17 protein-coding genes are annotated in these 19,817 nt (G+C 41.9%); 1 reads left to right on the forward strand and 16 read right to left on the reverse strand.

Annotation, left to right across the window (positions count from 1 at the left end):
• Positions 1–30: 30 nt before the first annotated feature.
• The gene (locus JXL83_00845; protein ID MBN2362659.1) at positions 31–1,425 is read right to left on the reverse strand and encodes a hypothetical protein; all 1,395 of its coding nucleotides are present in this window, start codon (positions 1,423–1,425) and stop codon (positions 31–33) included.
• A 76-nt stretch (positions 1,426–1,501) separates the two neighbouring features.
• The gene (locus tag JXL83_00850) at positions 1,502–1,879 is read right to left on the reverse strand and encodes a hypothetical protein (protein ID MBN2362660.1); all 378 of its coding nucleotides are present in this window, start codon (positions 1,877–1,879) and stop codon (positions 1,502–1,504) included.
• Between the two features lie 337 nt (positions 1,880–2,216).
• Here JXL83_00850 and JXL83_00855 point away from each other — a divergent pair, with 337 nt between their 5' ends.
• The gene (locus JXL83_00855) at positions 2,217–2,981 is read left to right on the forward strand and encodes a hypothetical protein (protein ID MBN2362661.1); all 765 of its coding nucleotides are present in this window, start codon (positions 2,217–2,219) and stop codon (positions 2,979–2,981) included.
• A gap of 109 nt (positions 2,982–3,090) precedes the next feature.
• Here the strand turns inward: JXL83_00855 and JXL83_00860 are convergent, their stop codons facing one another.
• From JXL83_00860 to JXL83_00925, 14 genes are all read right to left on the reverse strand, one after another.
• Positions 3,091–3,678, reverse strand: coding sequence for a formylmethanofuran dehydrogenase subunit E family protein (locus JXL83_00860; GenBank protein MBN2362662.1), 588 nt, complete (start codon positions 3,676–3,678; stop codon positions 3,091–3,093).
• 19 nt (positions 3,679–3,697) lie between these two features.
• Complete coding sequence (locus tag JXL83_00865) at positions 3,698–4,411, reverse strand: ATP-binding cassette domain-containing protein (GenBank protein ID MBN2362663.1); 714 nt, start codon at positions 4,409–4,411, stop codon at positions 3,698–3,700.
• Positions 4,402–5,064: a molybdate ABC transporter permease subunit gene (gene modB, locus JXL83_00870; GenBank protein ID MBN2362664.1), complete on the reverse strand. Its 663-nt coding sequence runs from the start codon at positions 5,062–5,064 to the stop codon at positions 4,402–4,404. The genes JXL83_00865 and modB overlap by 10 nt, the downstream gene beginning before the upstream one ends.
• Complete coding sequence (modA, locus tag JXL83_00875; GenBank protein ID MBN2362665.1) at positions 5,065–5,820, reverse strand: molybdate ABC transporter substrate-binding protein; 756 nt, start codon at positions 5,818–5,820, stop codon at positions 5,065–5,067. It lies immediately after the preceding gene.
• Positions 5,821–5,929: 109 nt separating this feature from the next.
• Entirely contained in the window at positions 5,930–8,617 is a 2,688-nt protein-coding gene (gene fdhF, locus JXL83_00880) for a formate dehydrogenase subunit alpha (protein MBN2362666.1), read from the reverse strand.
• A 16-nt stretch (positions 8,618–8,633) separates the two neighbouring features.
• A complete protein-coding gene (gene nuoF / locus JXL83_00885) occupies positions 8,634–10,352 on the reverse strand; it encodes an NADH-quinone oxidoreductase subunit NuoF (protein ID MBN2362667.1) in 1,719 nt (572 codons plus the stop codon).
• Between the two features lie 205 nt (positions 10,353–10,557).
• Positions 10,558–11,316, reverse strand: a complete 759-nt coding sequence (locus tag JXL83_00890) for a DUF364 domain-containing protein (protein MBN2362668.1) — start codon at positions 11,314–11,316, stop codon at positions 10,558–10,560.
• Complete coding sequence (locus JXL83_00895; GenBank protein MBN2362669.1) at positions 11,313–12,083, reverse strand: hypothetical protein; 771 nt, start codon at positions 12,081–12,083, stop codon at positions 11,313–11,315. The genes JXL83_00890 and JXL83_00895 overlap by 4 nt, the downstream gene beginning before the upstream one ends.
• 61 nt (positions 12,084–12,144) lie before the next feature.
• A complete protein-coding gene (locus JXL83_00900) occupies positions 12,145–12,912 on the reverse strand; it encodes a class I SAM-dependent methyltransferase (GenBank protein MBN2362670.1) in 768 nt (255 codons plus the stop codon).
• 27 nt (positions 12,913–12,939) lie between these two features.
• Positions 12,940–13,431: a DUF3795 domain-containing protein gene (locus JXL83_00905; GenBank protein ID MBN2362671.1), complete on the reverse strand. Its 492-nt coding sequence runs from the start codon at positions 13,429–13,431 to the stop codon at positions 12,940–12,942.
• A gap of 83 nt (positions 13,432–13,514) precedes the next feature.
• The gene (locus JXL83_00910; protein ID MBN2362672.1) at positions 13,515–14,957 is read right to left on the reverse strand and encodes a cysteine--tRNA ligase; all 1,443 of its coding nucleotides are present in this window, start codon (positions 14,955–14,957) and stop codon (positions 13,515–13,517) included.
• 285 nt (positions 14,958–15,242) lie between these two features.
• The gene (locus JXL83_00915; GenBank protein MBN2362673.1) at positions 15,243–16,754 is read right to left on the reverse strand and encodes an NAD(P)/FAD-dependent oxidoreductase; all 1,512 of its coding nucleotides are present in this window, start codon (positions 16,752–16,754) and stop codon (positions 15,243–15,245) included.
• 35 nt (positions 16,755–16,789) lie between these two features.
• Positions 16,790–18,205 carry an MATE family efflux transporter gene (locus JXL83_00920; GenBank protein MBN2362674.1) on the reverse strand — a complete coding sequence of 472 codons (1,416 nt, stop codon included), beginning with the start codon at positions 18,203–18,205 and terminating at the stop codon, positions 16,790–16,792.
• 231 nt (positions 18,206–18,436) lie between these two features.
• Positions 18,437–19,549, reverse strand: a complete 1,113-nt coding sequence (locus JXL83_00925) for a nitronate monooxygenase (GenBank protein MBN2362675.1) — start codon at positions 19,547–19,549, stop codon at positions 18,437–18,439.
• Between the last annotated feature and the right edge of the window lie 268 nt (positions 19,550–19,817).

The following is a 19,817-nucleotide window of genomic DNA, read 5'->3' on the forward strand; positions in this document are numbered from 1 at the left end:
TAATATATGTGTTATTTTCGCAGGGTTATTTCAAATCCATTTTTCAGGCGTCGCGTTTTTCTCGTTGTTTTTCACCGGGAAAAGTATTATTCGGCGTAAATAATCGACTCCCCACCTGTATCGAGTTCCGCAGGAAGTGCATGTATAACCTGGAGCCGTGTCTTTTCCGCCCGTCTTCTGCACGTGAGAGAATTTTTTACATATAGGGCAGACTGGATCTAGAGCTGTTTTCGGAGCGAGCATATCCAAATTGGGGTCGAGCATACTTCTCAGTATTTCATCAAATTTCACTCTGATCTCTTTGAGCGGACCCGTGTATGTTCTCGTAATCGTTTTTATTTTCTGATGCGTCACTGCATGAGTTCCGACCGTGAGAATCGTCACCGGAATTCCATTGAGTGGTTCGGCGAAGCTGATATACGTTTTTCCGCCGGCTTCACGCTTCAGATTGACAATGAACTCCGGAGGAATTATGTACAATACGTTTCCGGGGTATGTCCGATTGTGATCCAATAAAAACTCTGCTTTGTCCGGACCTGTCTGTGCGCCTATGCCCAGAAGAAGTACAATAAAATTCGGCGAGACCGCCATAAATAAATCGCCGTTCAAGGGATTGGTGTCATTCTCCCTCGGCGCGTATGAAATCTGCTGGAATATCAGTTTAAATTGTGAAAGATTCTCCGCGAAAGGTATAAGCTCCGATTTCAGCTTTAACCTGTCGTAAGACTTGTCGAATTGATCCAGGCGATACGCTTTTTGTCTCAGTGCCTCTCTTGCTTGTTCTTTGTCCTTTAGCCTGGCTTCCCAGTCGGCTTTATCCCGCGCGTTTTCAGCCGCTTCAGCTTTCCTTCTTTCTTCTAAATCTATTTTTGTAATCCGGTTTATGTACTCTTCGCATTCAGAAAGCAGTTTTCTGTCAATTTTAATACCTTTCGAAAATAGCTTTATCCTCTCTTTCACTGTCTCAAGAAAATAATCGTCTTTATTTCTTCTGCTCCATGTTTTCAAGGCGGCGACTTCTAATTCGGAGTTTTTTGAACCGGTTAAAACCGCACTCAGAAAAAAGTCTACGGCTTTGACAATTTTCTTTTTGTGCAAATTTATCAAAACTACATTGAATAAAAAAGAAAGCATTCCGCTCAAGACCGTCATGATTAAAAATATAAGTATCTTTAAAAAAAAGTTGGGATTGAATCCAGTTCGGGGAAAAATAAAAAAGACGCTCAATGCGGAAAGGAATACAAGAAAAAAAGCCAACACTTTGGATAAAACGTGGCTTTCGGCGCCTTTTATAAATTCAAAATTCAGGCCGTTCCTTTCTGTAGAAAAATCTTTCATTTTTTCGTAACGGTCAAAATATTTGATTTTTAGCTTTTCTATGTCGGGAAAACCGTTTTGTAACTCTTCCTTTTTTTCTTCCTGCATATACCCTTTTTATCAGTCTTTAAAATATATTTTTACAGATAATTTTCTCCAAAAATAAATTGAAAATCCAATTAATTCATTTAAAGTCAATTTCGCTGGAATTAATAAAACCGTCGGAATTCTCGTTAATGTATTCCTCGAGAGCACTTTCTTCTATCAATATTGTCTGTTCGCCGGTTTTCGTGAATTCATTTCTTGCTGGTTTTTCTGTTAATTTAATAAAAAAATCGAATCCTTCAAATTCTGAAATGTCACTAATTCTCATTGTCACGACATCGTATGTCTGCACATAATCTTCTCCGTCTTCACCCGTATAAAATATTTTGATTTCTTCTCTCTTGTAATCAGAAAAAGTCGCCACCATTTCAATTTTTCCGGACCATGCAGATGCTGTGCCGCTGCAGGTTAGAACCACAAATGACAGATATGAAAAGAAGGCTCTTGCTAAATACATAACAATCCTCCAAATTAAAGTTTAAATACACTGACAATTGAATTATATACGACAAATTTGCCGGAAAGACAAATTACAAAATTTTAATGCACGGACTATGACAAACGACTTTATTCAATTTAAAAAGATCTTATTTAATCCTCCCCCATTATCGCCAGTTAAACAAAAACAATCACGGGTAATAATTTCATTGAGAGGTCATATCCGTTTTTTAAAATGTTTATTTCAAAGCCATAAGCAACTATGAAGCCTAATCTAATGATGTTTGTTTGAATCGTCATTCTTGTTATAATTAATGAGATTATTATTCAACACTCTAATAAAGGATTAAGTTTTTATGAGTGCCTTGAATTGTTTTGCTCTTATTTTTGTTTCTTTGTCAGCCTGTTCCAACCTTCAAAAAGCAAATCTTGACAGCAATTACTGTCAAAATAAAGTAGACGAATTTAATCAACTTATTAAGCCGTATTTTTGTTACGAGGAAACTGATCCGGACAAACGATTTGACGTTACAAATTTCTTACTAGTCCTCGACCTCCTTTCCATGGACAGCGGCTATCGCCTGGATTTCCTTTACATGCCTGTCGCCGGAGGCGGGCAACCTGTTCTGGTTTCGATACCTGTATCACAGTCCATCGATGAATTCGCTGATAAATTCAGAGATATATTTACAGAGGAAGAATGGCAAAATAACGCGGCTTACGATAAATTCTTTGAACACATTCGAACCGACGGTTCACCGGAAGCCTTTTTCCAGCTAGCCATTCTCGGAATTATGGGCAATCATTTCTGCCTTTTCTGGCATTCCCTGGAGTTAGACGATGTCATCATCTGCAGCCAAAGTGGTCTCGATGAACTTATCAACACCCTTTTGTCCGAAGGATTCCAGATTCCGCCGGACGCACTTAAAACAGCGCGCGAGACCGACCTTACTCCTTCAATTATAATGACTGAAAATTCAGTTGAAATATCAGTTATAGCCTTTACTAAATACGGAGGATTTGAGAAACACACGCTTGTTTTTAATTCTGAATTTCCTCACATTCTGCTTTCAAGAAACATTGAAACTGTCGCTTGGTGCTTTATAGGAGGAATTCACTAAAACAGGATAAGCGTCATCTCAACAGGACTGATTGTCTGTTTTTCTGCTACAAGCAAAATTTCTCAATAATTTGACAATCATTTGCTTCCTGAACTCAGTGTGTAAGTTTCTATATGTCTTTTCGGGGATATACTTTTAAATACGGTGATTCACCGGAGCAATTTTTGCATTTGTCTCCGTGTTTGACGGGATATGCTTCTTTACAAACCGGGCAAATTCCTGAGGGACCGCCTCTTTCTCTTGTCAATTTTTTCGAATCGACAAGCACATTTTGCCGGCTTAGAATATTTTGGCCGGCTTCTTTGATCTGAAACAGCAAAAGATCTTTGTCTTGATCTTTTTTTGGTTTAAGCTTAAAAAACCAACTGTTGATTTCAGGCCAATTTATCAATTTTTCCGCATCAAGATAAACTCTCACGCCGTTGCCGGATTTTTTTTCATATAATGTAACGGCAAATTTTCCAAAATCAAAAACTTTCAGCCATCCGTTGCCTATTGTACAAGGAGTGAGTATCTGAACGGCGTCGGGAAGACATGACTGAGTTTCGCAAATGGCGTCAAAAAAATCTCCTTCGGGAAGATTTTTCATGGCTAAATCAATAATAAAGCCGCCTATCAGCAAACCGGGAGCCAGACTGCCGTGAAAAGATTCGACCAGTCTGATATATTCTTCGTATGAGTATTTCCCTATGTTCACTTGCCTGAAATCTCCATTTTCAGTATGCCAATGCCAGTTTCGGCTCCCTCGCCGCTTTGTTTACTTTTCCCTCGTCTGCTTCTGTATTTAATAATTGCTGATCCCATTCCTTGTCAATTTTCCCGTCAACAATCGGCAACATCTCATCCGCGAGGAACAATGCTTCGTTAATGTCGTGAGTGACATAAACTATCGGAACAGAAAGACTTTGCTTTAATTTTTTCAATTCCTCTCTGAGACTGCGGCGCGTGACAAAATCCAGGGCAGAGAACGGCTCGTCCAGAAGAAGAATCTTCGGTTTTCTCGCGAGCGCCTGACAGAAGGCGCATCTCTGTCTTTCGCCGCCAGACACCTGATAAGGTTTTCTGTCTGAAATATGGCTTATTTTAAACGCATCAAAAAGGTCGTAAACCTCTTTTTTATCGACGGCGGCAAACGCAGCATTATCAAATAAACTGAGGTGCGGGAAAAGTGTGTAATCCTGGAACACATATCCGGTTCTTCTTTTCTGCGGAGATAAAAACCGCTTGGCGGAAGAATCGAACCATACATCATCGCTTACGGATATTTTTCCCGTGTCCGGTTTTTCGAGTCCTGCGAGCATTCGAACGACAGTTGTCTTGCCGCTGCCGGAAGGTCCAATCAACACTGCTATCTTGCCTTCTTCGCAGGAAAAAGATAAGTCAATTACATAATGGTAAAGTTTCTTCTTTAAAGATACGCTTAATGACATATTCTTTTTTCAGTAAGTTTATTGACAACCAGTAAAAACACAAAACTTATCGGGATCATGCTCAAAGACAAAATTCCCGCGGTCGAGTAATCCATCTTTTCAACCGCTTCGTAAATAGCTATAGATGCAACCTTCGTGACGCCTCTTATGCTTCCTCCGACCATGACTATTACCCCGAAAGCTCCCATTGTGTGAATGAAAACAAGGACTGCTGCAGCGACGATTCCGCTGATGCTGTTCGGCAGGACAACTTTGAAAAAAACTTTCGGTTCCGACAAACCGAGCACTTTTGCGCTTTCAATGAGCCTCGTGTCGATTTTTTGAAACGCAGCTTTCATCGGCTGAACCGCGAAAGGCAAGCTGTATATCACAGTGGCTATTGTAATTGCAATAAAAGTAAAAAGAAGAGTACTTCCCGTCGCTTTTTCCCAGATACGGCCTATAAAACCTTTCGGCCCCATTGCCATTATCAGATAAAATCCTATCACTGTCGGGGGCAAAGCGGTCGGAAGATAAAGAAACGATTCAATGAACGGTTTTCCTTTGAATCTGTTGAAAGCCAAAAAATAAGCGAGAGGAGCTCCTAAGACCATCAAAACGGCAGTTGTTGTAAACGCAAGCTTCAGTGTGACGTATAGAGGCAGTAGATCCATCTATTCGTAACCGTATCTGACATTTATTTGATTTACTTCATTCGACGACAAAAATTTAATAAACTCTTCGACCGCTCTTCTGTTTTCAGTTCTGACAAGCAAACAGGCGGATTGTATGACGGGAGGAGCTTCTTCAACGAAGAAATAACTTCCCTTCTCTCCTTCGGAGGAAAAAACAGAAGAGTAAGCGCAGAAACCGGCGTCCACTGCTTCAGTGGATGCGTACTGAAAGGCCTGGGCGATCGTCTGGGCAGTTACAATTCTATCTGACACAGTTTCGGCTAATCCTGCAGATTCCAAAGCTATCAAAGCAGAAGTCCCGTATGGAGCAGTTTCAGGATTGGCCAAAGCAATTTTTGATATATTTTCCCTTGCCATGGCTGATTTCCAGTCTCCGGAATCCGCGAAATTCGCGTCAGCCGACCAGAGCACTACTTTGCCGCGGGCATATATAAAAGGTTTTTCCGAAAGCCCTGCGCTGAAAAGAGATTCCGGTCTTTCTTCGTCGGCAGAGAAAAAAATGTCGTAAGGAGCACCGTTGATTATCTGATTATAAAGGTTTCCTGAGGATGTGAACGTCGCCTCTATTTCTATACCGGTCTCTTTCTCAAAAGCGGCTTCAATCTCACCGAAGGGCTGAGTGTAGTTTGCCGCGACCGCGACCTGAATACTTTCAGTTTTTTTTTCACAACCGGTAAATGATAGAACAGAAATACTGACAATTGAAAATACAAAAAATAACGATTTTAATTTCATTTTATAGCGTCTCCGATATTTGTCACATAACATTTAAGGCATAAAAAAACTCACAAACCAATATAATATCCGGGCATTTTTGAGCCCGGATATCATATCTCTTAAAAGCTCAGATTTTTTCTATTTTTACCGCGCAAGCTTTGTATTCGGCGGTTTTCGTGTCAGGATCAAACACGTTGTTTGTCAGCCAGTTCGCATTTCCTTCCCTGAAATGAAAAGCCATCCAGACCAGACCGGGTGGAATTTTTTCCGTCACTTTCGCCCTGACTTTCACCGATCCACGGCGGGAGCTTACTTTTATGTACTCACCGTCTTTGATTTTCATTTTTTTTGCGTCTTCAAGTGAAATGTCGGCTGTTTCTTCAGGCAGGATCTTGTCCAGCCCCACTCTTTTGGTCTGTGTTCTCGTGTGATAGTGGAACAGTCGGCGCCCAGTGCTGAGAACGAAGGGATATTCAGCATCTTCGACCTCCGCAGGCGGCGTCCATTCGACACCTTTGAACAGTCCTTTACCCCGGGAAAATTTTCCTTCTTTATGGAGAAACTTCGTTCCGGGATGTTCCACTGTCGGGCATGGCCACTGAAGTCCGTCTTTTTCTATTCGGTTATATTTTATCCCGCCGTAAGCAGGGGCGCACACCGAGATTTCGTTGTCCCAGATTTCCTGCGCGCTGTTGGACTGCCAGTCATGCCCCATGCGTTTTGCAATCTCCTTGAAAATCCACCAGTTCGGTTTTGATTTTCCGGGAGCTTCCTTGATTTTGCGCACGCGGTTGACACGTCTTTCGCTATTTGTGAATGTTCCTTCGTCTTCACACCAGGCCGCCGCTGGAAGTATGACGTGGGCAAACCGTGTGGTCTCAGTCGGGAATATGTCGTTGCATACAATAAACTCTGCGGAAGAGAGTTCATGCTCGACATGTGTGATGTTAGGTTCAGAATTTGCGAGATTCTCGCCGAATATATAGAAAGCCCTGACTTTATTTGTCGGAAGTCCGGCCATCATATCGGGAAGCATCAGTCCCACTTTGTCAGAAAGATTTGAAACGTTCCAGAACTTTTCGAACTTTTCTTTATTTTTCGGATCGGTAACCGCCTGGTATCCAGGATAAACATTCGGTAGAGCCGCCATGTCGCAGGCGCCCTGGACATTGTTCTGACCGCGAAGCGGGTTCACTCCGCCGCTTTCTTTGCCCATGTTTCCTAAAAGCATCTGGAGGTTGGCGGTAGACATGACGTTGTTTTTTCCGCATGTGTGTTCTGTTATGCCGAGCGTGTAACAGAGCATGGCGGGTTTGACAGACGCCATCGTTTTGGCTATTTCTATGATTTTCTCGGTGGGAACACCGGATATAATTGAGGCTTTTTCGGGCGGATAGTTCATGACCGTTTTTTTAAGTTCCTCAAAATTCTCGCAGTTTTCCTCGACAAACTTCTTGTCGTAGAGATTCTCGGTTATCAGAACATTCATGATGCCATTGAGAAAAGCAATGTCCGAACCCACCTTTATCTGTGCAAAAATGTCCGCCTTCTTAGCCAGATCGTGTTTTCTGGGATCGGCTACGATAAGCTTTGCGCCTTTTTTCTTTGCGCGTTTGACGAAATACGAAGCCACGGGATGCGCTTCCGTCATGTTTGTGCCGATCAGGAAAAACATCTTGGCGTTTTCAAATTCACCGAAAGAATTTGTCATCGCACCGGAACCGAAGGTAGTTGCCAGACCGGCAACTGTCGGAGCGTGTCAAGTTCGTGCGCAATGGTCAATGTTGTTTGTGCCTACGACGCTCCTGAAAAGCTTCTGCATGTTGTAGGAGTCTTCGTTTATGCTCCTCGCACAGCTGACAGCAGCGAGAGCATCGGGACCGGATTCTTTCAAAATCTGCTTGAATTTGTCAGCGACCAGACAAAGAGCTTCGTCCCAGTCTGCTTCCCTGAACTTGCCGTCTTTTTCCCTTATCAGAGGAGTCGTAAGTCTGTCTTTATCATAAATGAAGTCGTAACCGTAGCGCCCTTTGACACAAAGATGCCCTTGATTCGGTTTCGCTTCATCAACTCCTTTGACTCTTACAATCTGATCCCCTTTAACCCACAACTCAAGCTGACAGCCCACACCGCAGTATGGACATGTAGTTCGTACTTTTTCTATCTCCCAGGCCCGCGCTTTTCCCATGCCTTTTTTGTCCACCAGGGCTCCTACAGGGCATAACTGAACGCATTCCCCGCACTGAACGCACGTTGAATCTCCCATCGGACTGTCCTCATCGCAAACTACTTTTGTGTGTCCGCCCCTGTATCCAAAATCAAGAACTTCATTGACCACAAGATTGTTACATCCCTCTATACAGCGTCCGCACTGAATACACTTGCCGAAATCTCTCATTATGAACGCGGCGCTTTCGTCCTTCTCCTCTTTCTGTTCGACCAAAAAAGCAGGTACTTCAATTCCAAGATGATAAGCGGCGTCCTGAAGTTCGCAGTCTCCGTTGCGCTCGCACGACAGACAGTTGTGATTCCCGTTGGCTAAAAGCAGGTTGACTATCATCTTGCGAGATTCAATAATTGTTTCAGTATTCGTCCTGATTTTCATCTGGTCTGCCGCCGCCAGCGAACATGAGGTCTGCAGTCCTCTCATGCCCTCTACCTCTACAACGCATATTCTGCACATGCTCGCAGGACCGATTTTGGTATGATAACAGAGCGATGGAATGTAAATATCATTCTCCCTCGCAACCTGAAGTATTGTTTTATCACCTTCAAAGGTTATCTCTCTTCCGTCGATAATCATTTTTTTGCTCATCAGAGATTCTCCTTTTTCAATTATTCACCAGAGCCTCAAACTCTGACCTGAATTTTTCTACCATGGCTTTTATGGGTAAGGAAAACGCTTCACCGGTTGGGCAAAGAGTCAGCCCTTTTATGTTCGAACAAAGATTAACAATAAGGTCTATGTCTGATTTTGACCCTCTGCCTTCGACTATGTCGCGCAGTTTGTTGACAATTACGAGAGAACCTTCTCTGCAGGGCGTACACTGTCCGCAGGATTCGTGGTGATAAAACTCCATGGTTCTCAGGGCTAAAGCAGGTATAGACACAGTGTCGTTAATCACTATTATTCCGCCCGAACCCAAAGCAGTCCCGGCTTTAGCGCATGAATCGTAATCGAGCAAAAGGTTCTTTGCCTCTTTGGCTGTGAGAACAGGCACAGAAAGTCCTCCGACGATTATCGCTTTCATTTTCCCTTTCACTCCTCCCGCCGCCTTGAGAATAACGCTGAGTTTTGTGCCAAGAGGATATTCGAACACGCCGGGATTGCTGACGTGTCCGGAAACTCCGAATATTTTGGGTCCGTAGTTGTCTTTTGTTCCGATTTTTTTAAATTCGGCCGCTCCTTTTCCGACAATGTATGGAACACAAGATAAAGTTTCGACATTGTTGACAACTGTCGGGCATCCGTAGAGACCGAAGTTCGCAGGGAAAGGCGGCTTGGATCTCGGATTTCCTCTTTTCCCCTCCAATGATTCAATCTGTGCGGTTTCGTCTCCGCACACGTATGAACCTGCGCCTCTGTGAACCACTATGTCTATGTGTTTTATCTGACCGTCATTTTTGGCTTCTTCAATTGCCGTTTCGAGGATATCGGCTATCCAGGAAAATTCCCCTCTTATGTAGACAAATGCTTTGGCCGCTTTAATCGCGTGAACGCAGATGGCTATACCCTCAATAAGCAAATGGGGATTAAATTCCATGATCTGCCTGTCTTTGAAGGTTCCGGGTTCCCCTTCGTCGGCATTGCAAATAAGGTAAACAGGGCGCGGATCATTTTTTGGAAGAAATGACCACTTGGTTCCTGCAGGAAAACCGGCTCCTCCTCTTCCGCGGATTTGAGCCTCTTTAACTTCATTTACAACTTCTTCGGGCCTCATATTCAGGGCTTTTGTCAGCGCTTCGTACCCGCCGTTGGACTTATAATATGATAAAGTGCGGCAATCCTTTTTGGAACGATCGTTCAAAAGTATATTGCACTCCGAAACGACTCTCATCTTTGAGCTTTTTTCCGGTATTTTGCCTTTTTTCAGAGATTCAATAAGCTTTTCAGTTTTACTTACTGTCATATTTTCGAAATACCTGTCGTTGACCTGTATCACCGGACCCGTTGCGCATGAAGCCAGGTCCTGAACCGTGGACAATGTGAACATTCCGTTTTTTGTGGTTTCACCGACATTTATTCCGAGTTTTGAACTGAGATATTTTACTATTTTATCTGCACCGTGAAGATAGCCGGGAACACAAGTATCAACCTGAAGGTGATATTTCCCCACCGGAACCGTATTGAACATCGAATAATATGTGGCGATGCTGAAAACACGGCTTTTGCTCACTCCGGTAATACGTGATATTTTTTCAATCAACGCCGGACTCATGTAATTGCCGTTTTTTTTCTGTAAATGCTGCATAACCGGCAACAAAGCCGATTCCGGCTTCGGATATTTGCCGGTTATTTTCTCAAAATTCTCTTTCGTCTCTGTTTTCATGCCTTTTCCTTTACTGTTTGCTTTCCACCAAGTTCAGCGTACGTAAATAAAAATTTATTTTGAAAAAAGACGGCATATTATACAAGAATACTTTTATTATGAGAATTAAAAAAATAATTTTTTTTACAGAATAAATGATTCGAAAATGTTGTCTTTATTTGGGGTACTTGTTTAAATGTTCACATTGATCCTGCATACGTAGAAATCAATCGCTTGTCGGGAATATTTTTGTTTGACACCTTACAAGATTAACAAGCTTTATACCTCCGCATTTTTTCATCGCACTGAAGCTCATACCTTTTTTTATATTTTCAAGAACGAGATCAGTATCAGTGACATACGAACCGGAAATAACGTCTATACCATAATCGAAAAGAATTTTCGTCAATGGAGTGGTCGGCCCTAATAAAATTTTAACGCTTTCATCCGGGCAAAGCTTTAGAAGATTCGATAAAGTGTGATTTATAAAAGTTGTGCTCGTTATGGCAATGATGTCCGACTCGGGTAAATATGTCTTGCTGTCGCCTTCCTGAAAGTCTCCCGGCTTAGGCTTTTTTTCAATAACCCACAGATTTTTAGTGACATTCCTGAGTTCATCGACAAAAGGAAAATGACCTACGACAGACACGTTTTTCCCTTTTCCTGATTTTATAATGAAATCCTTGGAATTAAATTCCTCACAAGATTCAATATCAATGTCAATGACAGAATTTATCGCGGCCATACCGAGTGATGCTTCGGCAATATCGTCCGAAAGAGATAATGAAGCGAGTTTATCGGCGGACATGTCCGAATATTTATCGGCAAAGTTTTCATGTCCGTATTTCCCGCAATTTCTTCCGTTTAAAGCAGAAGATAATCCGCATCGCCTGCTGACAACGCCCGTCCAAAGAGAGCCTTTTCTTATTGCGCTTACTTTCACTCCCTTTTCAAGGTCGGATATTATTTCTTTGAGAATTTTCATGTTGACGCCTTTTCTCTGCTCCGCGGGCATATTCTGTTCAATCCCAACAATTCGCATATTCCTGCGCATGTGACACCGAAAATTATATACTTTTTATTGTGTCGGCATATTTTTTCCCAGATACCGTCAAACGAGTCATTTACAAAAGTTGTACCTGTGAGAAGAACAACGTCAGATTCCCTGATGAGTCTTTCAGTTTCGGTTTCGCCGTCCCAAATTATTGTTCCATACTTTTCCACTCCTATATTCGCAGGATTTAGATCGGTTGCTCTTATGTTCCCGGTTCCGAAATTTCTGCGGAGGGAATCCAGTATGGCGGGATTCAATCCTATGAGGCCAACGACGGAAGAAGAAAACTCATTATTAATGAATGAAGATATTTCCTGAGCACATTCTTCCGGATCCTCGTCTTTGCAGTGGATGGTGTTTTTCACAATTGAAAGATGTTTCAAAACAGAGTTCATTGCGGCGATAAACAAAGCACGTCTGCTGTTGTCAGAAAGCGACATTTCTAACACATCTTTCAACTTTCCTGTAAATTCCCTTGGCGTGTCAGTAAATACGTGCGCTTTTGACCCGACAAAATCAGCCTCAATTACTCTTTCTTTACCGATCAGGATAGGGAAATCCCTCCTTCCCGGCGAACCTATGGCTTCTTCCGGTGACAGGGTTTTAACAAGTATCGAGATATTACAATCCATAAGATTCTTTTCTATTACTATTTTTCTGAATATTTCTTTTGCAGTTATCAGTGCTTTAGTTATCATTAAACATCCTCGATCAAGCTTTGAAAAGTTTTTACAAAAAAAATATATAGAAACAAATTATCTATTTTTCAGCCACAACGAGCATTTCAAAATCTTCCGTCGTCAGTTTGTCATCTCTCGAAAAAGCGCCGAGTTTCGCGCCGAATATATCGATTTTTTTGTACCCCAGGGTCTTTAAAAGCCACGTTATCTCGCTCGGTACGTAATACCTTTCGTCGCACTCCAGGGATATTTTCGCTCCTTCGTCGTTTTCCAGTTCAGTTATGTTGTGGTCTCTGAATGTCATGAGATCGAAAGTGTTGCTCCTGTATGTCGCGTTGCCCTGCGCCGAATCTTTGGCACAAAACTCTTCGACAGAATGATACAGAGGAAAAAGTCCGTTTAATGTCGTGAATATCAATTTCCCACCGTTTTTAAGAGACTTCGTAGCACTTTTAAGAATTTCATAGTTCATTTCGTCGGTCTCCATCAGAGGGAAACCGCCTTCACAGAGCATTATGACTGATTCAAATTCTGCTTCAAAAGGAAGATTTCTCGCGTCGTGCTTCGAAAAATCAATCCTGAGACCCGATTTTTCGGCTTTTTCTCTCGCTTTTACGAGCATGGATTCAGACATGTCTATTCCTTTGACTTTGTAACCTCTTCTGGTCAACTCGATTGAATGCCTTCCTGTCCCGCATCCGACATCGAGAATTTTGACCGATTTATCTTTGTTCAACTCCTTTTCAATAAAATCGCACTCACCGATGGTTCCTCTTGTAAAAGTCTCTTTGTCGTAAGTGTCTCCGTAATTTTCGAACAAAGCTTCATACCATTTTTTTTTATTCATTAGTCTCACCCCGTAATTTCATGTTTTTTAATATCTTCGAGGGATTTTTTCTCCGCACGAACGGCATGCCTCATCATACCAGCCCATCCTCTTTCCGCATTTTCTGCACTTCCAGTATTCATTTTGAGACTTCAACCATTCGTCCTTGCCTAGTCTTTTTATATCCATCATATTGTTTATTATGAATCTTACATGAGGCAGTGAGACTTTTAACGAATCAACAGCCACCTTCATCTCTTTTAAGAGAGTACAGGGAAAATCCGGGCATTCAAAACAGAATTGAACCTGTTTGTTTTTAGCGCATTCCCGCATTTTACATTTTTTACAGCCCTCAAAAACCAGATCAGACTTACAACCCCTGCACTCAATCCTGGCTGGACTTATGTGGTTTTTAATCGGTTCGGGAAAATCAGCCCACTCAAAACACCGGCCTTCTTCCGAAGTTCTTTTGTAAGCGAGTAAAATTTCACAAGCTCCGCAGAAAAGACCGCAATATGAATCTTCGTAGAAAACAGACATCTATACTCCCTCATAACAACTTTTAAAATCTCCACCGAAGACATTTATACTCATTAATACTTTAAAACACTGCTTTTCGATTATCATATCAAAAGTTCCCAATCAGTTCTGTTCGGATAATCGAGAAGCTTGATTCCTTTGCTCATTAATTCAGCCCTTATGCCGTCGGCTGAAGTGTAATCTTTTGTTTTCTTGAACTCATTCCGGGCGTCGATTGTTTTTTGGAGTTCTTCCTGCTTTAGATTCAACCTGTTTAAATACTTTAATTTTATTTTTTCAACCACATCACGGGGGTCGTCGTTTAATAAATTAAGCACTTTTGAAATGACTTCGAAGTCTTTTTTGAAAAGCGAAATTATTTTCACTTTTTCCTCTTCACTCGTTTTTTTGTCCGACAATATCCTGTTTGCTTCGCTGAAGGCGTTTGATAATTCGGCAATGACCTTTGCCGTGTTGAAATTGTCGTCCATGCCCTGTTCAAATAGTTCTTTCAATCCATTGCCTTTTGATTGCAGCTCAGGCCTTTTAATATCTGAAGCGCTTTCCAGAAAACGGTTTACAGAAAGGAGCGATTTGTAAAAATAGAAAACTCTCTTCTCTGCGTTTTTGAATGCGTCCTCGGAAAAATCGATGTTTGAAGAATAATGATGCGACAGGATAATGTATCTGATCACATCGGGTTCGAATTTTTCGAGAGCTTCCTTTATTGTATAGAAATTTCCGAGGCTCTTGCTCATTTTCTGGTTGTTGACCATCACCAGGCCGTTGTGTATCCAGTAGCGGGAAAACGGTTTTCCCGTCAAACTCTCGCTTTGAGCTATTTCATTTTCATGATGAGGGAAAAGCAGGTCAACTCCTCCGCCGTGTATATCCAGCGTATCTCCCAAAAGTTCACGGGCCATGACCGAGCACTCGATGTGCCAGCCCGGCCTTCCTTTTCCCCAGGGGGATTCCCATGACGGCTCGCCCGGTTTAGCGGCTTTCCACAGGGCGAAATCTGCCGGATTTTTCTTGCTTTCAGAAGGTTCCTGCTCGAGCAATTCCTCGGTTTTCCTGTTTGACAGTTTTCCGTATCCTTTGAATTTATCTACTGAAAAAAGAACGTCTCCCCGCGATTCGTATGCGAAACCTTTTTCAATCAATTCTTCTATAAATTTTATAATGTCTTTGACGTGGTCGGTGACTTTTGGTTCTGCCGTCGCGGATCTGACTTTTATCTTTTGTAAATCATTCCGGGTCTCTTCAATGTAATGACTGCTGATTTCAGACGCGGATTTACCTGTCTCAAAAGCTTTATTTATTATTTTATCGTCTATGTCTGTAAAATTTCTTACATAAAAAACCTTAAAGCCTCTGTATTCGAGATAACTTCTTATGACGTCAAAAAAAACTGCCTGGCTGGCGTGACCGATGTGAGCTTCGTCGTAAACGGTCACACCGCAGGCATAAAGTTTTACGTTGTTTGAATCTTCTGGCCTGAATTCTTCCAAAGACCTGCTTAAAGTATTGTAAATTTTAATGCTCATGTCATACCTTCCTGTTTTTGCAGACATAAAATATACACGAAAAGAATATTAAAATCAGTCAAATTCCCGAATTCAGATACCGATTACCTTTCCTTCTTTTTCGTACACAAATGCTTTATAAATCTCTGATCTCGTATACATCTCGTCGAATTTTTTTTTAAGACTTGAAAATCATTGTGAAAATTACAATCTATGGATTCCGACAATTCTTTCAATAGATTCATCAGGTCCGAAAGATCTTCATCGCGCCATTCACGAATACTCATTTTTTACCTCAGGTATAATTTACGCAATTGTTGATTTAAATTTCTTTCTGTCTTTTTTACAAATCGCTTTCAAAAGTCTTCTCCCCGACATGACACCGGTCGGCAGACCGCCTCCCGGTTCTACCCACTGTCCGCACATGTAAAAATCGGCCAATCCGGGTAACGTCTGGCTCATAGGTTTCATGACAACATGGGAATTTTCAGGCGTTATCAGCCAGCCTTCGAAACTGCCTTTCCAATTACCCGTAAATCTTTCAAAAGTCAGAGGTGTAGCGACGTCGGACATCTCTATCTGGTTTGATATTCCGGCAAATCGTTCTTCGAGCGCTTCGATGACAATTTTTGTTATCTGCTCTTTTTTCTGCTGATAAGCCGTTTTATCCCTGGCGATTTCCTTCCAGTATTCGTAACTGCTCGACAGCATGACGGTGAGACAAGTCTTGCCGGCGGGAGCCATGGTAGCATCCTGATTGAATATATGAACGGAAAGGCATTTAATCATCGAACCGCCAATTTCAACGGGTTTTTTCAATTGAAAGCAAATACCAGAGACCGTTTTCGGTTCGTTTTCAAACGACTTGTTCACTCCCAATCCGACATATACCAGAGGAGGAAAAATTTTCCACTTTTCGTAGGTTTCCCGGATTTTCTCGTCCGTATATTTGCCGTCCAGCATTTTAAATATCGTAGTATGCCCGTCTGCCGCCGAAATAAATTTTTCCGCTCTATGTTCTGTCCCGTCTGATAACTTCACTCCGACCGCTTTGTCATTTTCTGTCAAGATTTTATCCACTCGCTTTCCGTAATGAATGACTCCGCCCAAATCTTTGTATCTCTTTTCAAGCGCTCGCGACAAAGGCATTGAACCGCCGACAGGATATCCGGCATTTTTGTTGTGAAGAAAAGCGAACGTAAAAACCATGAAAAACATTGAAAATTCAGGTATCCAGATATGACGAAAAGCTTCGCGAAGAGCCGGATTTTTGAAGTTTTCTATAAATTCCTCCGTGCTGACATTCATCAAATGTTTTATTTTTCTTCCCTTTGTAACAAAGAGAAGACCCATTCTTGCATAGTTCACCAATTTCTTGAAAAAGGGATCGGCGTCGGAAGGTTTGTCAAAACCGAGGCACATTCTAATGCTGTTTGTGAAATCTTTAATCGGTTTTTCGTCCTCAGGAGAAAATTCAAGCAATTGTTTTTCGAATTTATCCACGTCTGAGTAGAAAATCAGTTTTCTTCCGTCAGCATACTCGTAGCGCATGAATTCATCCAAATCTATGAATTTGCTTCCTCCGGTTATTCCGACTTCTTGCCAAAATCTGTACATGCCGCTTTTGGGAGAAGAACCTACGAGCCAGTGGACGCACCCGTCAATGGTGTATCCCTTCCTTTTCCAGGCGGTGCAAAGACCTCCGGGCAGATTGTGCGATTCGAATATTTCTGTCTTGTATCCGTTCATTTGAGCATATATGCCTGCGGACATTCCGGCGAATCCCGCTCCGATGATTATTATCGAGCCGTCTTTCATGTCGCCCTTCCTTTTGCCTTTATAACTTTCAAAGTTTACGGTCTGAATTCCTTTTTCTCCAAATCTTCGCATTCAACTTCGTTGATTATTTCCTGTTCTACTACTTTGCTTGCGTCAAAACTTTTAATGGCAATTCTCTTTCTCCAGTTGCCGCTTTTGTAATAGAGGAGCGAGGCGAACGCTCCGAAACACCATGCGACAGGTATCCCCCACCAAATGCCTGATGTACCTATAAACCTCGACAAAAAATATGAAAGCGGAACTCTGAACGCCCAGAGAGAGAAAAGGGTGATTATCATCGGTATCAATGTGTCGCCGGCGCCTCTGAGAAGCCCGTTTGAAGCGAACATAACGGAAAAGGCGATATAAAAAGAGCTGACTATCAACAAATATTCTCTTCCTATGCTGACGACTTCCGGATCGGTGTTAAAAATCCTGATCAAGTCTCCGCCCTTGAAATAAATTAGCAGAGTCACTGCAAGCGAATATATTATCGACATTAAAAGCGTACTTTTTAAGCCCTTGGAGACTCTTTGCATTTTTTTCGCTCCTATGTTCTGGCCTGTAAAAGTCGAAAGAGCCATAGAAAAATTCATGGCGGGCATCATCGCAAAGGAGTCAATTCTACCCGCTGCCGTGAAAGCTGTCAGGGCGTTAGTTCCGAAACCGTTGACTATTTTAGTCAAAGCCATCATGCCGAGGGATACGAACATCTGCTGTACACCAGACGGGATTCCGATTCTTATGCTCTCCGTGAATATTTTTTTGTCAAATCTGCAGTTTCTTATCCTCAGGGACAGCAGCGGATTTTTCATATTTAATATGACGACTCCGAGCACGAACGAAATCGTCTGAGCTATCACCGTCGCCCAAGCGACTCCGGCGACTCCCCATCTGAAAACCAGCACAAAAATAAGGTCGAGAGCTACGTTTATCAAGCTTGAAACAATGAGCAGATACAGAGGCGTTTTGGAATCGCCGACTCCTCTCATTATAGCGCTGAGCCCGTTGTATCCGAAAATTGATATGAGTCCGGCAAATATTATATCGAGATAAGTTTTAGCGTCTTTTATGACATCGGCGGGAGTGCCTAAAAGCCTGAGTATATACCCGCTCGTCAAAAGTCCTATGAAGGTCATGAGCAAGGCCGTCAAAAACATGACAATGTATGTCGTGTCTACTGTCGCCCTGAGTTTTTCATAATTTTTTGCTCCGAAAAACTGCGCGACGAGAACCATAGAACCCATGGTAGCTCCCATGATCAGGGCTACAATGAAAAATATTATGGGAAAACAAACACCGACAGCGCCCAGCGCCCCTTTTCCTATGAACCGACCGACTACAATAGAATCGACAACATTGTAAAACTGCTGAAATACATTTCCGAGAAGCATAGGCACGCTGAAAATCAGAATATTTTTTGTGACGCTTCCGCTTGTCATGTCTTTCATGTAATGTTTCCCTTTTACATCAATTTATAAGTCGGGGAGGAATAATTTTCAGAATCATCGATGAAATCATACTTCAAATGCAGACATGAATCATTCGATATTTTATATCTTTTGATTTCTAAACTTTGATAAAGCCTTCAGTGACATAAAAACAAACAGCGCGGGAAAATTTATTTTAAACCGGGAGGCATGGGGTCAAGAATAATATTTGCTATTGGAATGCGTTTTTCATCAGACAACGGTCGGATCTGAGCGTTCCTGCTTTTCATATTCATCTACAAGGGTTCCAATTAATTCTTTAACAGAAATGATTTTATTTACTCTGTAGGCATTAGCTCCCGCAAAAACGAATCCGTCATCGAGGTTGCCTTTTTTGGCGTTTGTAAGGGCCAGAGCTATGCAATAAGACACTTTGTTGAAATCGCACGTTCTCAAACACGTCCACGGGCATTTGAAGGGTTTTTTATGGCCGTCCAATACGTCTTTTATAAACTTGTTTCTGATGGCTCTTCCCGGCAAACCAACAGGACTGTCTATTATGACAATGTCTTCTTCTTTGCAATTTATGTAAGCCTCTTTAAATTCGTCAGACGCGTCACACTCATGGGTTGCGACAAATCTTGTCGCCATCTGCACTCCCTGGGCTCCCATTCGAATAAACTTATGAATATCCGCTCCCGTGTAAATACCGCCGGCGGCGATCACTGGGATTTTTTTACTGAACTGCTGTTCGTATACTTTTAATACAGATAATACTTCAGGTAATATCTTTTCCAATTGATAATCCGGGTCGAAGATGTGATCTTTTTTGAAACCGAGGTGTCCTCCGGCCAAAGGCCCTTCGACGACCACCGCATCAGGAACATGATTGTATTTTTTAGCCCAATGGTGAAATATTATTTTAGCGACATTTGCCGATGACACTATTGGTATAAATTTTGTCGGAATATTTTTAATTCTTTCAAGCGTCAGTGTTTCAGGTATTTTTAACAGAAGTCCCGCTCCCATTAAAACCAAATCAATTCCCTCATCTACCGCAGTAAGTACCAAATCATCAAAATCCGAAAGAGCCAGCATGACGTTGACGCCTATGAGGCCGTTTGTCTGTTTTCTCGCTTTTCTGATTTCGTTTTTTAAAACTCTTATGTTCGCTTCTTTGTAATTTGTCAGGAAATCGGGTTCAAGCATGCCGATTCCCGCTGTGGCAATGACACCAATCCCACCCTCTTTTGCCACCGCGGCTGCCAGACCCGAAAGCGAAATACCGACTCCCATACCCCCCTGAATTATCGGTATCTTTGCTTCAAGATTTCCTATTTTTAATATTGGCATACTTTGATTCATAAACTGTTCCTTCTTAGTATTGTATCTGCTTACAGAGGGTGTGTGCTCCCGAATCCCAGGAAAGTGTTATCGAAAATTTATCTGGTGAAATGAATTTTTCACAAACATCTTGATTATAAATATTAAACTTTAACGTCTTTTCAATATACCTGTTGTTAGTTTTGTTGTGATTACCGTTTCCGTTCTCATCAATTTAACGGATTTTCCTTATAAAACATATTTCCCCGTTTCTATTAACACAGGATTTTAAGACTCTTTAAGGTTTATG

This window comes from candidate division WOR-3 bacterium (assembly GCA_016934535.1).
Taxonomy (GTDB): Bacteria; SDB-A; SDB-A; order SDB-A; family SDB-A; genus JAFGIG01.

Excerpts from the sequence above, each read along its gene's own strand:
- JXL83_00855 (MBN2362661.1), top strand. The coding sequence starts at position 2,217 with ATGAGTGCCTTGAATTGTTTTGCTCTTATTTTTGTTTCTTTGTCAGCC.
- modB (MBN2362664.1), bottom strand. The coding sequence starts at position 5,064 with ATGGATCTACTGCCTCTATACGTCACACTGAAGCTTGCGTTTACAACA.
- JXL83_00890 (MBN2362668.1), bottom strand. The coding sequence starts at position 11,316 with ATGAAAATTCTCAAAGAAATAATATCCGACCTTGAAAAGGGAGTGAAA.
- JXL83_00905 (MBN2362671.1), bottom strand. The coding sequence starts at position 13,431 with ATGTCTGTTTTCTACGAAGATTCATATTGCGGTCTTTTCTGCGGAGCT.
- JXL83_00910 (MBN2362672.1), bottom strand. The coding sequence starts at position 14,957 with ATGAGCATTAAAATTTACAATACTTTAAGCAGGTCTTTGGAAGAATTC.
- JXL83_00925 (MBN2362675.1), bottom strand. The coding sequence starts at position 19,549 with ATGAATCAAAGTATGCCAATATTAAAAATAGGAAATCTTGAAGCAAAG.
- JXL83_00895 (MBN2362669.1), bottom strand. The coding sequence starts at position 12,083 with ATGATAACTAAAGCACTGATAACTGCAAAAGAAATATTCAGAAAAATA.
- JXL83_00865 (MBN2362663.1), bottom strand. The coding sequence starts at position 4,411 with ATGTCATTAAGCGTATCTTTAAAGAAGAAACTTTACCATTATGTAATT.
- JXL83_00915 (MBN2362673.1), bottom strand. The coding sequence starts at position 16,754 with ATGAAAGACGGCTCGATAATAATCATCGGAGCGGGATTCGCCGGAATG.
- modA (MBN2362665.1), bottom strand. The coding sequence starts at position 5,820 with ATGAAATTAAAATCGTTATTTTTTGTATTTTCAATTGTCAGTATTTCT.
- nuoF (MBN2362667.1), bottom strand. The coding sequence starts at position 10,352 with ATGAAAACAGAGACGAAAGAGAATTTTGAGAAAATAACCGGCAAATAT.
- JXL83_00900 (MBN2362670.1), bottom strand. The coding sequence starts at position 12,912 with ATGAATAAAAAAAAATGGTATGAAGCTTTGTTCGAAAATTACGGAGAC.
- JXL83_00850 (MBN2362660.1), bottom strand. The coding sequence starts at position 1,879 with ATGTATTTAGCAAGAGCCTTCTTTTCATATCTGTCATTTGTGGTTCTA.
- JXL83_00845 (MBN2362659.1), bottom strand. The coding sequence starts at position 1,425 with ATGCAGGAAGAAAAAAAGGAAGAGTTACAAAACGGTTTTCCCGACATA.
- JXL83_00920 (MBN2362674.1), bottom strand. The coding sequence starts at position 18,205 with ATGAAAGACATGACAAGCGGAAGCGTCACAAAAAATATTCTGATTTTC.